Here is a 14540-nt window from a genome sequence, read left to right on the forward strand (position 1 = left end):
GATTACAGGCCGGTGCCGATCGCGTCGGCCTGCGCCTGGATGGCCTTGGCCGCCTGCTCGGGCGTGGACTTGCCGAGCGCGAGCTTCTCCAGCTCACCCTCCATGACCTTCGCCAGCTGCTCCCAGGTCGGGTAGGGCGGCGGCGTCTTGGCGTCCTTGAGCTGCTCGCCGAAGACCTTCAGCTGCGGGTCCGCGGTCAGCTCGGGCTCCTGCCAGGCCGACTGTACGGCAGGCAGCGCCTTCACCGTCGTATACCACTTGGCCTGCACCTTGGGCTCGCTCAGCCACTGGACGAACTTCCACGCCGCGTCCCGGTTCTGCGCCTTCTTGAACACCACCAGGTCGGAGCCGCCGACGAAGCTGGTGCCGCTGACCGGCCCCTTCGGGTACGGCACGACGTCGAACTTGTCCTTGAAGCCCGCGCCCCCGTCGTTGTTGAGCACGCCGGCCATCCAAGGCCCGGAGATGAAGCCGCCCACCTCGCCCTTGATGAAGTTCTGCGGGAAGCCGCCCTTCGGGGTGTCGTTGGGCGCCAGCTTCTCCTGGAACAACGAGGCGTACTGCTTCAGCCCCGTGATCGCCTCGGGCGTGTCGAAGGTGTACGTGCCGTCCTTGACGATCTCCCCGCCGGCCTGCCAGATGAGCGGGACCATCTCCTGCCAGGAGCCCTCGGTGTAGCCCTGGTTGAAGCCCTTCTTGGCGCCGCCCCTGTCCTGGAGCGCCTTGACGAACGTCTTCCACTCCGCCCACGTCTTCGGCGGCTCGACGCCGGCCTTCTCGGCCTGGTCCTTGCGGTAGTAGAAGACGCGGGTCTCGACGTACCACGGCACGCCGTACGCGGTGCCGTTGACGTCGACCGTCTGCCAGGCGCCGGGGAAGAACGCGGCCTTGTCGATGAGGTTGCCGGGCGTGGGCTCCAGCGCGCCGGTCTTGGACAGCTCGCCCGCCCAGGTCGAGCCGATCATGCTCACGTCGGGGGTGGCGGACCCGGCGATCGCCGAGGTGATCTTGTCGTGCGCGACGTCCCAGCCCATCGGGGTCACGTTGACCTTCACGCCGGGGTTGGCGGACTCGAAGTCCTTCGCGAACGCGCCCAGCGCCTTGCCCTCCTCGCCGATGGCCCAGACCGTGACCTCGCCGGCGACCTTGCCGGTCGCGACGTCCTTGGCCTGTTCCGGCGCCTTGCTCGCCTCGCGTCCGCATCCCGCGGCCAGGATCGCCAGCGCCAGCAGGCCGGCGGCCGAGCGCCTGGTGGTGGTGTTCATCGGGGTTCCTCCTGGGGGTGATGACCGCAGCTGGCACGAATCACCAGCTCGGTGGTCAGAGTGAGGTGGTTCGGGGTGGAGCGGGCCGCGGTGATCAGCTCGTCGAGCGCGCGGGCCGCGCGGGCGCCGAGCTCGCGCATCGGCTGCCTGATGGTGGTCAGCGCCGGGCGGGCGTGGCGGGCGGCCATGATGTCGTCCCAGCCGGTGACGGCCACGTCATCCGGTACGGCGAGGCCGAGCTCCTCGGCGGCCAGCAGCGCGCCGAGCGCCACCTCGTCGTCGGAGCAGATGATGGCCCGCGGCCGGTCGCCTGACCTGAGCAGGCGCAGCGCCGCCTGATGACCGTCGTCCACGGTGTAGTGGCCGGTGGGCACCGCCTCGATGGCGGCGCCGAGCACCGAGCGCACGCCCTGCCAGCGCTCGTCCACGTCGTCGCCGGTGACCAGCGGCGCGCCGAGGAAGGCGAAGCGCTCGTAACCGTGCAGGGCCAGGTGCTCGGCCAGCAGTCGGGCCGAGGCGGTGTTCTCGGCGCGCAGGGTGTCGGCCCCGGCCAGCGGCTCGCGCGAGACGAACACCAGTGGCATCCCCACCTGGATCAGCTCGGCGATGACGTCGTCCGGCGCGGTGTGGCCGAAGATCAGCAGCCCGTCCACGCGCCCGGCCAGATCCTTGACCAGGTCCCGCACCCGCGTACGCCCGGTCGTGGACAGGATGAGCACGGAACGCCCCAGCTCGGAGGCGACCTCCTCGTACCCGAGCAGAACTTCGGTGTAGTAGGGGCCGGACAGGTTGGGGAAGACGATGCCGTTGGCGGCGTGGCGGCCCTCGGCCAGGCTGACGCCGAGCCTGCTGGGCGTGAAGTTGAGCTCTTCCACGGCCTTGAGCACCTTCTCGCGCGTCTTCGACGCCACGGGCCCGGTGCCGCGCAGCGTTCGCGACACCGTCGCGATCGACACCCCTGCCCGCTGGGCCACCTCGTAAATCGTCACGTCCACCGTCCGTCTCCCTCACTGTGTAAGCGGTTACACACAACCTCGTGTAAGCGCTTACAGAAAAGGAGTGTGCCAGCCGCGTCAACTTCTCGTACAGACCCCGGCGAGTAACGGTGAGGTCACACCGCTGCCGGGTAGGTGCGATCACATGCTGTACGGCAAGGAACACGTCGAGAGATACCAGCAGACCGGCGGGGCCGAGGGCCACGACTGGAACGGCACCACGGTCCTGCTTCTGACCACGCGCGGCCGCAGGTCAGGCCGCCCCTACACCACCCCGCTCATCTACCAGAGGTACGGCGACGCCTACACGGTCGTCGCGTCCAACGGCGGCGCCACGGAGCACCCCGACTGGTACGCCAACCTGCTGGCGGACCCGGAGGCCGAGGTACAGGTCAAGGACAAACTCTTCAAGGCGCGGGCCAGAACCGCCACCGACGAGGAGAAGCCCGGCATGTGGGGCGCCATGACCCGTGTCTGGCCCGACTACGACAACTACCAGCAGAAGACCGACCGCCCGATCCCGGTGGTGGTGCTCGAACCCGTCACCTGACGGCCGACTCCACCACCTTGGTGGCCCGCGCGAAGCGTTCCACCTCCTCACGCGGGATGGCCCCGGGCAGCAGCACCGAGGTGGCCAGCCGGAAGACGAGCGCCCTGGCCACCATGCGGGCGCCGCCGTCCACCTCCTCGACCAGCGCGGGATCGGCCCCGTGGTAGAGGAGGCCGTCGGCGACGACCACCGCCTCCGCGTAGCCGGGCGGCCGCCAGTAGGGCGAGAAGTCGATCACCGCGGGCGGCCTGTCCCGGTGGAACAGCACGTTGCCGGTCAGGTCGCCGTGGACGAGCTGGCTGGGCGCCCCGGCGGGGCCGGGGATGCGGCGCAGCCGTTCCAGAAGATCCGCGGGTCCTCGCGGCGGCTCGCGCTCCTCCCACGCGACGCGGTCGGCCACGGCCCAGGCGTGCTCGCGGCGGTCCAGCAGCGCGGGCCGCGGCACGTGACGCAGGGCCTGATGGAAGGCGCGCCCGGCCGCGAGCAGATCCGCCCACCGGCTGTCAGGACCCGGCGTCCCCTCGGTGAACTCGGCGGCGGACCACCCGTCCGCGACGTGCCCGCCGTCGCGTGTGCGCAGCGGCCGGGGCACGCGGAAGCCGTCGCCGCCGGGCAGGCCGCCGAGCACGCGCGCCGCCCACTCGGCCTCATCCACGTCACCCGCGGGCTTCAGCACCGCGTCACCGGCACGGAAGCTCTCCCCCTGGCCCCCGTCGAGCGGGCGGGCGGGCCCGGCGAGGCCGAAGGCGGCCAGTACGTCGTCCGAAGGTCGCATCCCACCATCGTGGCCTAGAACGTGACCAGCGGCGCTCCGAAGGTGTCGGCGACGAAGTTGACGAAGAAGAAGCCGAAGAACAGGAAGTTCAGGATGAGGATGACGTAGTGCCACGGGCGCGGGCGGGCCGGGCGCGGCAGCTTGCTGTTGAGGTAGATGAGCATGAACGGGTAGATGAGCGCGCCCAGGTTGGACAGGTTCGCCGACCATTCCACCAGGCCGACCGGCAGCGCCAGATGGATGACGATCGAGATGATCACGAGCAGGACGAGCATGAACGGGTAGTAGAAGCGCCGCGGGTCGCCCTCGATCAGCGCGCGCAGGCGCGGGCTGGTGGCGTGGGCGGCGTCGGTGGTCACCCGGACCATCGCCTCGAAGATGCCGAGCTGCGTCGAGAAGAGGATCAGCACCCCGAGCGCGAGCGCGACGTAGAAGAGCGCGCGGCCGTACTCGTCGCCGAGCGCGGCGGCCACGAACGTCGGGACGTTGGCCCGGGTGGGCTTCTCCCCCGACAGGGCCACGGCCTGGGCCATCAGGATCGTGGGCAGCAGCATGCCCAGCATGGCGCCGACGAAGAAGACGCCCCACATGTCCGTCAGCAGCAGCCGGTACCAGCGGCGCCACAGGCCGCGGTTGCGCTCGTCGTCGGGGAAGGTGACCCCGCTGGCCAGGATCTCCTTACGGCCGCCGCGCAGGCCCGAGATGAAGCCGGCGCGAAAGCCCATGCCGTAGCCCTTGTCGCGGTAGTGGCCCATCACGTACCAGTTGAGGCCCGAGGCCAGCGCGGTGAATCCGGCCAGCGCGCCGAGTTGCGTGGCGGTGATGCCTGCGGGCGGCGCGGCCGGGGTGAAGAAGCCGCGGATGCCCTCCCACCACAGCGAGAACGGCACCACGAACAGGTCGATCGCCAGCAGGCCGAGCAGGATCGCGCCGACCATCACCCAATTGGCCAGTTCAAGGGCGCGGCTGATGCGGCGGGCCGAGGCGGCGATGACGAAGACCAGGACGAGCAGGGCGATCGCCCACAACCTCGGCTCTTCAGCGCCGGCCGGGGCGATGGTGCCGTGGACGAGCGCGTAGACGCCCTGACCCGCCGAGGCCGCCCAGCCGCCCGCGATGAACGCGAAGATCACCACGAGCACGGACAGCGGCACCCAGAGGAACCAGCCCGGCGGCACCCGGCCCCAGCCCACGACCGGGGTCTCGCCGGTGGCCAGCACGTACCGGGAGCACTCGACGTTGTAGAACGTCTGCAGCAGCGCCGAGACCAGGATGACCCAGCCGACGCCGACGAAGCCGTACTGGCCGACGTTGAGGGGGCCGAGCAGCCATTCGCCGCTGCCGATGGAGATGCCGAGGGCGATCAGGCTCGGGCCGACCGCGTACTTGACCAGCTCCTTCGGCCCGATGCGGGCGACGTTGAAGACCTCCTCCGGAGTGGGCAGGTCGGCGACGGTGAGGTCGGGGCGGCTGACTCCGAGGGGATGCGTCATGGCAGGCCTCCTGGTTTTCAGGGTGATCCCGAACCTGGAGGCGGACAAGACCCATTTGCCCGGATGGAACCGGAGTCGGCGGGCCGTTCGTTGGCCCGGCATGGCTGACATCCCCTATGACCGGAAAGAACAGTTCAAACAGATCGAGAGTGGTCTGCTGCCCGGCGAGCAGATCATCGCCGTCTATGACGCGATCGGGGCGGGCACCGGTTTCCTCGGGCTGACCGACCGGCGGGTGATCGTCCAGGACAAGTCGTTCGTGGGCAAGCGGGTCGCGATCACCAGCATCCCGTACAGCAAGATCTCAGCGGTGAGCGTGGTCAGCAACAAGTCGTTCGCGGGCAGTTTCTTCTCCTCGGGCGCGATCGCCGTCCACGTCGGGACGCACACCTACGAGGTGGAGTTCCGCGGCGACAACAAGGCCCACCACGTGCACAACGTCATCCTTCACCACATCTCCCGCTGACCCCGGCGGCTCACACCAGGGACGTGTATAGCTCCAGGGTGCGGGTGGCGATGTGCTCCCAGGAGAAGTGCTCGACGGCCCTGGCTCGGCCGGCCAGGCCGAGGTCGCGGGCGTGGCCGGGGTCGGCGAGGACCGCGTTGACGCGCTCGGCCAGGTCGGCGGCGAAGCGGCCGGGGTCGCGGGGCTCGCCGTCGGGGCCGCCGGAGATGGGGACGAGCAGGCCGGTCTGGCCGTCGGCCACGACCTCGGGGATGCCGCCGGTGGCGGTGGCCACCACGGCGGTCTCGCAGGCCATGGCCTCCAGGTTGACGATGCCCATCGGCTCGTAGACCGACGGGCAGACGAACACCCGGGCGTGCGTGAGCAACTGGATGACCTCGGGCTTGGGCAGCATCTCGGAGATCCAGACGACGCCGTCGCGGGCCGCGGACAGGCCCTCGACCAGGCCGGTGACCTCGGCGGCGATCTCGGGGGTGTCGGGCGCCCCGGCGCACAGCACGATCTGCGCGCCGGGCGCGAAGGACCGCGCCGCGCGCAGGAGGTGGACCAGCCCCTTCTGGCGGGTGATCCGGCCCACGAAGATCACGTACGGCCGCGCGGGGTCGATGCCATGTTTTTTCAGGACATCGTGGCCCGGGTCCGGGGCGTACTCGACGGTGTCGATGCCGTTGTGGATCACGCTCACCCGCTCGGGCCGGATCTCGGGATAGGCGGCGAGCACGTCGGCGCGCATGCCCTCCGACACCGCGATCACCGCGTCGGCCGAGGCCAGGGCGGTGCGCTCGGCCCAGGACGAGACCGTGTAGCCGCCGCCGAGCTGCTCGGCCTTCCACGGCCGCAGCGGCTCCAGGCTGTGGGTGGTGACGACGTGGGGCAGGCCGTAGAGCATCTTGGCCATGTGCCCGGCGAAGTTCGCGTACCAGGTGTGGGAGTGCACGACGGACGCGCCCTCGCAGGCGGCGGCCATCTCCAGGTCGACGCCCAGCACCTGCAGCGCCGCGTTGGCCGTCTCCAGCCCGCCCGGCACCCGGTAGGCCGACACGCCGGGCTCCTCGCGGGCCGCGCCGAAGCAGCGCACCCGCACGTCGGCCAGTCGGCGCAGCTCGCGGGCCAGGTATTCCATGTGGACTCCGGCGCCGCCGTAAACCTCCGGCGGATACTCCCGGCTGAGCAGATCGACGCGCACGGAGCCCACCTTAACGAAGGACGAAGCGGTCAGTGCGCACCCCGTCGCCGAGGTTGTTCGTACTTGCCGGATTTCGGGGTAGCTTCCTGGTCATGACGTCCCCCAGGGTTCTCGCGGTGGTGCTGGCCGGTGGAGAAGGCAAGCGGCTCATGCCGCTGACGGCGGACAGGGCGAAACCGGCGGTCCCCTTCGGCGGGATGTACCGGCTGGTGGATTTCGTCCTGTCCAACCTGGCCAACGGCGGCTATCTGAAGATCGTGGTTCTCACGCAGTACAAGAACCACAGCCTCGACCGGCACGTGTCGCGCACGTGGCGGCTGTCGGCGATGCTGGGCAACTACGTGACGCCGGTCCCGGCGCAGCAGCGGCTGGGTCCGCGCTGGTTCTCGGGCTCGGCCGACGCGCTGTTCCAGAACCTCAACCTGATCTACGACGAGATGCCCGAGCACGTGATCGTGTTCGGCGCCGACCACATCTACCGGATGGACCCGCGCCAGATGGTCGCCCAGCACGAGGCGTCGGGCGCGGACGTCACGGTGGCCGCGATCCGGCAGCCGCTGGCGCTGGCCGACCAGTTCGGGGTCATCGAGACCGACCCGGCGGGACGCAAGATCGTGGCCTTCCGCGAGAAGCCGAAGGACGCGGTGGGACTGACCGACTCCCCCGACGAGGTCTACGCCTCGATGGGCAACTACGTGTTCAAGACCCAGGCGATGATCGACGCGGTGCGCGAGGACGCCCTCGACCCGACCAGCAAGCACGACCTGGGCGGGAACATCATCCCGATGCTGGTGAAGTCGGGCGTGGCCGACGTCTACGACTTCGCCAACAACGTGGTGCCGGGCTCCAGCGAGCGCGACCGGGGTTACTGGCGCGACGTCGGCACGCTCGACGCCTACTACGAGGCCCACATGGACCTCATCGCCGCGCACCCGGTCTTCAACCTGTACAACGACCGCTGGCCCATCTTCACCGGCCACGACCCGCTGCCTCCGGCGAAGTTCGTGCACAACGACGGCGACCGGGTGGGCCGGGCGATCGACTCGCTGGTCTCCCCCGGCGTGATCGTCTCCGGCGGCACCGCGGTCCGCTCGATCCTGTCGCCGAAGGTGGTCCTCCACTCGCACTCGCTGGTGGAGGACTCGGTGCTGATGGACAACGTCAAGGTCGGCCGGGGCGCGATCGTGCGGAAGGCGATCGTGGACAAGAACGTGGTGATCCCGGACGGTGCCCGGATCGGCTTCGACCTGGACTACGACCGCACCCGGTTCGCCGTGACCAGGGGCGGCGTGGTGATCATCGGGAAGAACGAGATCGTGGACCGCTGATCCACAGCACCCGTCCGCCCTCGACGGGCACCGGCTTGTAGGCGGAGAACAGCGCCGCCTCCTGCAGTCCTTCGACGGCGGGCGAGCGCACCACGGCGGTGCGCGGGTCCAGGCCGAGCGCGTCCCAGTCGATCTCCAGCTTGACCTCGGCCGGCCCGTCGAACCAGCTGCCGATCGCGACCAGGGAGCCGGAAGACCCGACGTAGGTGGTCGCGCGGGCCTGCGACGAGACCCGCACCGGCGCCGAGGGCGACCAGTAGCCGTACATCGCCGCCGACGGCAGGTCGCAGGCGTCGAACAGCCGCCACATGCTCCGCGGGTCGCCGTCTCCGCCGTAGACGCGGCTGGTCATGCCGTAGACGAGGCCGCGCCAGGGGTGCCCGCCGTCCTGCAGCATGTCGCCCATCACGCCGAACGGGATGCCGCACGTCTCCACCAGCCACTGGTCGGGATGCGCGCTGTAGTCGAAGTACTCGCCGAACCACAGCCGGTCCACGTACGGCAGGTGCTCCAGGTAGAGGTTGGCGCTGCTGGCGAAGCCGTCCTTGGCGTTGAACTGGTTGGCCGAGTGCAGGTCGATCAGCGGGGCCGGGCGCTGGTCCAGCACCCGCCTGACACGCTTCATCACCTCGCGGTCGAAGCCGAGGTCGTCGAGGTAGATGCCGTCGACGCCGACGTTGCGCACCAGCCAGTCCAGCCCCTCGACGTAGAAGTTGTGCCAGCGCGACTGCCCGCTGGTGATGAGCGAGGAGTCGTCGGTGGCGGTGGCGAACCAGGCGGGCAGCCGCCCGTCGCCGACGTGCTCACGCGACCAGGCGGCGCCCCCGCCGGGTCCCGCGGCGAGCACCTCGTCACCCAGGCTGAGCAGCGCCCACAGCTCCGGCGCCCGCGTGGTCAGCTCACGCACCGTGTAGTAGACCTTGCTGCGCAGGCCAGCCGCGTGCAGTTCGTCCACGTACTCCCTGAGCCGGTCGGTGGCCAGGAACGGGTAGTTGATGTAGGGGTTGACCTCGGTGGCGTGGTGGGTGTTCACCACGGTCGCCCCGGCCTCCAGGACCTCGCTCGCGGGCCGGTAGGCGTGGAAGTAGCGCTCGCGGAAGTGGGCTACGGTGTCGATCGGCTTGAACGGGGTCAGCGTCAGCCGTACGTCGAAGCGGAGCCTCTCCCCCGCCGCCATGCGGCGCGGCCCGCCGTAACAGAGCAGCCGCTCGTCGTCGAGGCGGACGCCGCCGCGCCCGCCGTTGTGCCACGAGCCGGGCAGCACGAGCGGCCGCTGGTGGTAGAAGTTCGTGTTGAGCGGGCGCGTGTAGTGCTCGTCGCTCAGCCTGACCTGCACCCCGGCGTTGACCGCGCCGACCCACAGCGCGTCCTGGTTGTGGCTGACGTCCCAGCGCCAGTCGAGGTCGGCGCGCGCCCCTCCGGGCCGCCCCAGCCCCATCTGGTACGGCAGCGCCGCCAGCGGCACGCTCAGCCGGGTGTCGTCCAGGTCGGCGTCGGCCTCCGCTGAGAGTTCGAGCCGGTAGTCCAGCGTCCCGTCGAACTCCAGCCGCCCGTCGAGGTCGAGCGTGAGGTCCCCGGCCCGCCACCGCGACACCCAGGTCACGGCGGCGGCGCTCCGGGAGGTGATCCGCCACCCGTCGCTCGCCCACGCGTGGCCGGGCACCTCGAAGCCGACCGGCCCCGACAGCACCTGCACGGCCTCCTGCCCGAGCGTCACCTCGGGCGTGAAGTACGAGGTCAGCGCGGCGGGCAGTCCGTCGGAGCCGAGCGTGACCGTGCGGCCGAGCACGCCGAGCCGCGCGCCGTCCACGGTGACCGGCGTGAACGGGCGCACCACGGTGTCGTCGGCGAAGCGCCGGGAGTCGAGCCAGCGCAGCCGCGACAGCTTGGCCGGGTCGCCGTCGCCGTGGTCGTCGGAGGTCCGATCGCTGAGCTCCACCACGAAGTCGACCGTCAGCGGCTGCTCACCCTCCGTGAACACGCGGACAGTGAACTCGCTTTCGGAAATGAGCGCTCCGCACCAGAGCGCTTGCACTGTGTGCGCGCTCACGTCGAGGCGCCGGGTGAAGTCGCGGCCCAGGTGGTCGGTGCCGCCGAGGGTGTAGCAGGTGAAGCCCGGCAGGTCGCATTCCACCCGGACGTCGCGCAGGGGGCGGGAGCCGTACACGCCGATCTGGAAGGCGAGGTGGTCGCCGCGGTCGGCGCGCAGCCGTACGGGGCCGGGCTCGCGCTCCAGCCAGCGGGCGGGCAGGGCGCGTGTCCTGATGGGGTGCTCGCGGCTTTCGCCGAACGCGAAGAAGCCCTCCCGCGCGGGGGCGGGGCGCTCCATGTCGGTGTAGCGGTCGTGCTCGGTGCGGGCCTCGTAGGACTCCACCACACACCTGGCCGACGGGCCTTCCGGCAGGTCACCGGCGGGCGGGAGGTACTCGTGCTGAGGGTACTGCGGGGTGGCCGCGTTCTCGTACGCAGTGTAGTAGAGAACGTAGCGTCCTCTGCCACGGGTGGGCGCGAAGGCGTAGCCGCCGGGGACCGCGTGCGCGCGGCCGATCTCCTCGCCGTCGGCCGTGCGCACGAGGCCGGAGCCCCGGTGGCGCTGGGGCGGGATCCAGGGCACGGGCACCGTAACCAGCGGGCTTTCCGCCTCGACCAGGACGGTCACGCGGTGGTTGCCGAGCTCGGCGGGAGCCCAGAAGGAGACGGCCTCGTGGGGTTGCAGCATGGCGGACAGGCTAACGTGTGCCCAACGGTGATTAAAGATGTCTCTTTCATAAATACTGCGAACACTATTGACCAGGGCGGTTGGCATCTCGCACGATGTCGGATCAATCCCCCAATAATCCGGACGAAGGTGAGACGTGACGACGGTCGAGTCGGCAGTGCGCCCCCCACAGGGGCAACGCCGTACCGAGGGCGAGGCGAGCGGGAAGCGCGCCGGGCGCTGGCGTAGGGACAAGACCCTGTTCTTCCTCGCCCTGCCGGGTGCGCTGTACTTCGTGTTGTTCTTCTACATCCCGCTGCTCGGCAACGTCGTGGCGTTCCAGGACTACGCGCCGTTCCTGGGGTTCACCGGCAGCTCGTTCGTCGGGTTCGAGAACTTCACCGCGATGCTGGCGGACGACGCCTTCTGGAAGGCGGTCGGCAACACGCTGGAGATCACCCTTCTCCAGCTGTTCCTGTACTTCCCCGCGCCGCTCGCGCTGGCGCTGCTGCTGCACGGCATGCTCGGCAACCGTCTCAAGCGCCTGGTGCAGACCGTGGTCTACCTGCCGCACTTCATGTCGTGGGTCATCGTCGTGGCCATGTTCCAGCAGGTCTTCGGCGGCGCGGGCTCACTCAACATGTTCCTACGCCAGAACGACATCAGCATCTTGAACATCATGAACAACCCCGACACGTTCTCCCTGCTGATGACCAGCCAGGTCATCTGGAAGGACTGCGGGTGGGGCACGATCATGTTCCTCGCCGCCCTGGTCGCCGTGGACCAGAACCTCTACGAGGCGGCGGCCGTGGACGGTGGCGGCAAGTGGCGCAGGTTGTGGCACGTGACGCTGCCCGGCATCCGGCCCGTGCTGATCATGCTGTTCATCCTGCGGCTGGGCGACATCCTCTCGGTCGGCTTCGAGCAGATCCTGCTACAACGAAAATTCGTCGGTGCCAACGCCTCAGAGGTGATCGACACCTATGTCTTCTACAACGGCGTGATCGACGGCAACTGGGGGATCAGCACCGCCGCCGGCCTGATGAAGGGCATCATCGGCGCCGCGCTGATGCTCGCGGCCAACAAACTCGCGCACCGGCTCGGAGAGCAGGGGGTCTACAACCGATGAGGAATCCGTTCGCGCTGCCGCCGATGCCGCCGTGGATGGAAAAGCCCACGGTCCTCGGCCGCGCCACCAAGGGCATCGCACTCACGATCATCTGTGTGCTCGTGCTCTACCCGTTCGTGCTCGCCGTCGGCACCAGCCTGGCCAGCGCCGACGAACTGCGCGCCGCCGGTGGCTGGGTGCTCATCCCGTCGGAGCCGACGCTGGAGGCATACCAGGTCCTGCTGTCGGGCGGCGTGGTGACCAAGGCCGCGGTGGTGACGGTCGGCGTCACGGTGATCGGCACCGCGCTGAGCATGCTCGCCACCATCATGATCGCCTATGGCACCAGCCGCCCCGGCTCACTCGGCAGCCGCTGGATCGTGTTGATGATGCTGGGAACGTTCCTTTTCGCACCTGGAATCATCCCGAGCTTCCTCATGGTCAAACAGCTCGGCATGCTCGACACCTACGCCGCGCTGGTCCTTCCGGTGCTGCTCAACGCCTTCAACGTGATCGTGGTCAGGCAGTTCTTCATGAACGTGCCCAACGAGCTGCTCGACGCCGCCCGCATGGACGGCGCCACCGACATGACGATCCTGCGCAAGGTGATCCTCCCGCTGTCGAAGGCGGTGCTGGCGGTCGTCGGCCTCTTCTATGCCGTCAGCTACTGGAACGCCTTCTTCAACGCGATGCTCTACGTCCAGTCGGACAAGTATCCGCTGCAGATGATCCTGCGCTCCTACATCATCGAGGCCGGCGAGATGAACGCCGGCGACCTCGGCATCGCCCACCTGCCTCCGGGCCAGGCGATCAAGATGGCGGTCCTGGTCTGTGCCGTGGCCCCCATCGTCTGCGTCTACCCCTTCCTCCAGAAGTACTTCGTCAAGGGCGTCCTCACGGGCGCCATCAAGGGCTAAAAGGAGCCTGCACATGAACCTCAACCGGCGTTCCTTCCTGGGCCTGGCCGGGCTGACCGCGGCCGTCGCGGTCACCGGCTGCTCCACCTCGGGCGGCGGCACTGCGGGCTCCAAGGCCGGGGCCGCGGGCGGCCCGCTGAAGATGCCCACGTACGTGCCGTTCGCCGGCCCGACCCCCGACCTGCCCGGCAACGCCCAGGGACTGGACCCGGGCTTCCTGAAGTTCCCCGCGAGCCCGGTGAAGTCGGTCAAGGCGGTCCCCGGCGACGGCTCCACGATCACCGGCCTGACCTACTACGACGGCCCGATCGTGCCGCAGATGAGCGGCAACGCCTTCTGGCAGGAGGTCAACAAGCGCCTCGGGGTGACCTTCAACCTCGACACCGGCAACGACGAGGGCTACCCCACGAAGTTCAACACGATCGTCGCGGGCGGCGAGATCAAGGACTTCATGTGGGTGGCTCCGAACCAGGGTCTCACCAAGATCGCCCAGCTAGCCGAGGCCAAGTTCGTCGACCTGACGCCGTTCGTCTCGGGTGACGCCGTCAAGGAGTACCCGAACCTGGCCAACTTCCAGGAGATGACCTGGCAGGCCGCGGTGATGAACGGCAAGATCTGGGGCGTCCCGGTGCCCTACAGCTTCTTCGGCCAGGTCTACGCCGGCAACAAGAAGTCCTGGGACTCCGTCGACGGCTTCACCGCCAAGACGCCCGACGAGCTGATCGAGAAGTTCAAGCAGCTCACCGACGCCAAGGCGGGCCGCTGGGCGCTGGAGCCCGCCTACGTCAACGCCGTCGCCCAGTTCAACCAGATCTTCCGCGGCGTCAACACGTGGAAGCTGGAGGGCGGCAAGCTCACCCACATGTTCGAGACGCAGGAGTACGTCTCGGCCATCGAAATGGCGATCAAGGCGTTCCAGGCCGGCGTCTTCTACCCGGACCCGAAGATCACCGACATCGCCTCGAAGGTCGCGCAGGGCACGGTGGCCGCGCAGGTCCTGTCGGGCGCGGGCTGGGTCGGCGTCCCCAACCAGCCGGGTTACGGCACCGCCTGGGAAATGACCACGTTCATCCCCTTCGGCCACGACGGCGGCAAGGGCGTGCACAACCTGGCCAGGGGCTCGGTCGGCTTCACCGGCATCAGCAACAAGAACGACGAGAAGAAGACCAAGATGCTGCTCAAGGTGCTGGACTACCTGGCGGCGCCGTTCGGCAGCGAGGAGTGGTTCTTCCTCAACTACGGCGTCGCCGGCACCCAGCACAAGATGGAGAAGGGCGCGCCGGTCAAGACCAAGGAGGGCGAGACCCAGCTGGCCTTCAGCAACCAGCTGAAGTTCATGACCCAGTCGCCCGAGTTCCTCTACTACCCGGGCATGGACGAGACCACCAAGGCCATCCACACCGCCCAGCAGCAGCTGCTGGAGATCTCCCAGCCGAGCCCGATCCTCGGCCACTACTCCGAGACCAACATCGACAAGGGCCAGTCGCTCACCTCGAAGGTCTATGAGTACATCGAGGACGCCGTCACCGGCCGCCGGCCGCTGACGGACTTCAAGTCGGTCGTGGAGGAGTGGAAGAGCGGCGGCGGCGACAAGATCCGCAAGGAGTTCGAGGAGTCGATCGCCAAGGCGGGCTGATCTTCGCCGGGGGCCGGTGTGGAGTGCCACACCGGCCCCTCGCGTATCCAGGCGTCCGAAACTCTCCCCCAAACCCCGCCGAATCGGTAGAGTGCCCGGTCCCTGGACGAATAGGAAAACACG

The 14540-nt window shown here is 69.1% G+C and carries 12 protein-coding genes; 6 read left to right on the top strand and 6 right to left on the bottom strand.

Features of this window, described 5'->3' with window-relative positions:
* Positions 1–2: 2 nt before the first annotated feature.
* Positions 3–1265, bottom strand: a complete 1263-nt coding sequence (locus HNR40_RS16800) for a sugar ABC transporter substrate-binding protein (protein ID WP_184962195.1) — start codon at positions 1263–1265, stop codon at positions 3–5.
* On the bottom strand, positions 1262–2260 hold the full coding sequence (locus HNR40_RS16805; protein ID WP_184962197.1) for a LacI family DNA-binding transcriptional regulator: 999 nt from the start codon (positions 2258–2260) through the stop codon (positions 1262–1264). Before HNR40_RS16805 ends, HNR40_RS16800 begins: the two co-directional genes overlap by 4 nt.
* A 145-nt stretch (positions 2261–2405) precedes the next feature.
* Between HNR40_RS16805 and HNR40_RS16810 the strand changes: the two genes are divergently transcribed.
* Positions 2406–2810 (top strand): nitroreductase family deazaflavin-dependent oxidoreductase, encoded by a 405-nt coding sequence (locus tag HNR40_RS16810; RefSeq protein WP_184962199.1) that lies wholly within the window; start codon positions 2406–2408, stop codon positions 2808–2810.
* On the opposite strand, the gene HNR40_RS16815 is transcribed toward HNR40_RS16810, so the two are convergent.
* Together HNR40_RS16815 and HNR40_RS16820 are read right to left on the bottom strand one after the other, a co-directional pair.
* Positions 2803–3585, bottom strand: a complete 783-nt coding sequence (locus HNR40_RS16815) for an aminoglycoside phosphotransferase (RefSeq protein WP_184962201.1) — start codon at positions 3583–3585, stop codon at positions 2803–2805. The genes HNR40_RS16810 and HNR40_RS16815 overlap by 8 nt on opposite strands.
* Positions 3586–3599: 14 nt before the next feature.
* Positions 3600–5078 carry an Nramp family divalent metal transporter gene (locus HNR40_RS16820; protein ID WP_184962203.1) on the bottom strand — a complete coding sequence of 493 codons (1479 nt, stop codon included), beginning with the start codon at positions 5076–5078 and terminating at the stop codon, positions 3600–3602.
* 100 nt (positions 5079–5178) lie between these two features.
* On the opposite strand from HNR40_RS16820, the gene HNR40_RS16825 reads away from it, so the two are divergent.
* Complete coding sequence (locus tag HNR40_RS16825; RefSeq protein ID WP_184962205.1) at positions 5179–5544, top strand: PH domain-containing protein; 366 nt, start codon at positions 5179–5181, stop codon at positions 5542–5544.
* Positions 5545–5554: 10 nt separating this feature from the next.
* Here HNR40_RS16825 and glgA read toward each other — a convergent pair whose 3' ends face one another.
* The gene (glgA, locus tag HNR40_RS16830; protein ID WP_184962207.1) at positions 5555–6730 is read right to left on the bottom strand and encodes a glycogen synthase; all 1176 of its coding nucleotides are present in this window, start codon (positions 6728–6730) and stop codon (positions 5555–5557) included.
* 92 nt (positions 6731–6822) lie between these two features.
* On the opposite strand from glgA, the gene glgC reads away from it, so the two are divergent.
* Positions 6823–8058 (top strand): glucose-1-phosphate adenylyltransferase, encoded by a 1236-nt coding sequence (gene glgC / locus HNR40_RS16835; RefSeq protein ID WP_184962209.1) that lies wholly within the window; start codon positions 6823–6825, stop codon positions 8056–8058.
* Here the strand turns inward: glgC and HNR40_RS16840 are convergent.
* Positions 8027–10777 (bottom strand): glycoside hydrolase domain-containing protein, encoded by a 2751-nt coding sequence (locus tag HNR40_RS16840; protein ID WP_184962211.1) that lies wholly within the window; start codon positions 10775–10777, stop codon positions 8027–8029. The genes glgC and HNR40_RS16840 overlap by 32 nt on opposite strands.
* Before the next feature lie 136 nt (positions 10778–10913).
* Here HNR40_RS16840 and HNR40_RS54600 point away from each other — a divergent pair, with 136 nt between their 5' ends.
* From HNR40_RS54600 to HNR40_RS16855, 3 genes are read left to right on the top strand one after another with little or no spacing between them, the layout of a single operon-like run.
* Positions 10914–11885 (top strand): ABC transporter permease, encoded by a 972-nt coding sequence (locus HNR40_RS54600; RefSeq protein WP_184962213.1) that lies wholly within the window; start codon positions 10914–10916, stop codon positions 11883–11885.
* Entirely contained in the window at positions 11882–12781 is a 900-nt protein-coding gene (locus HNR40_RS16850) for a carbohydrate ABC transporter permease (protein WP_184962214.1), read from the top strand. Before HNR40_RS54600 ends, HNR40_RS16850 begins: the two co-directional genes overlap by 4 nt.
* A 13-nt stretch (positions 12782–12794) precedes the next feature.
* A complete protein-coding gene (locus HNR40_RS16855) occupies positions 12795–14417 on the top strand; it encodes a substrate-binding domain-containing protein (RefSeq protein WP_184962216.1) in 1623 nt (540 codons plus the stop codon).
* The last annotated feature ends 123 nt before the right edge of the window (positions 14418–14540 follow it).

It is taken from the genome of Nonomuraea endophytica, from assembly GCF_014203235.1.
GTDB lineage: Bacteria > Actinomycetota > Actinomycetes > Streptosporangiales > Streptosporangiaceae > Nonomuraea > Nonomuraea endophytica.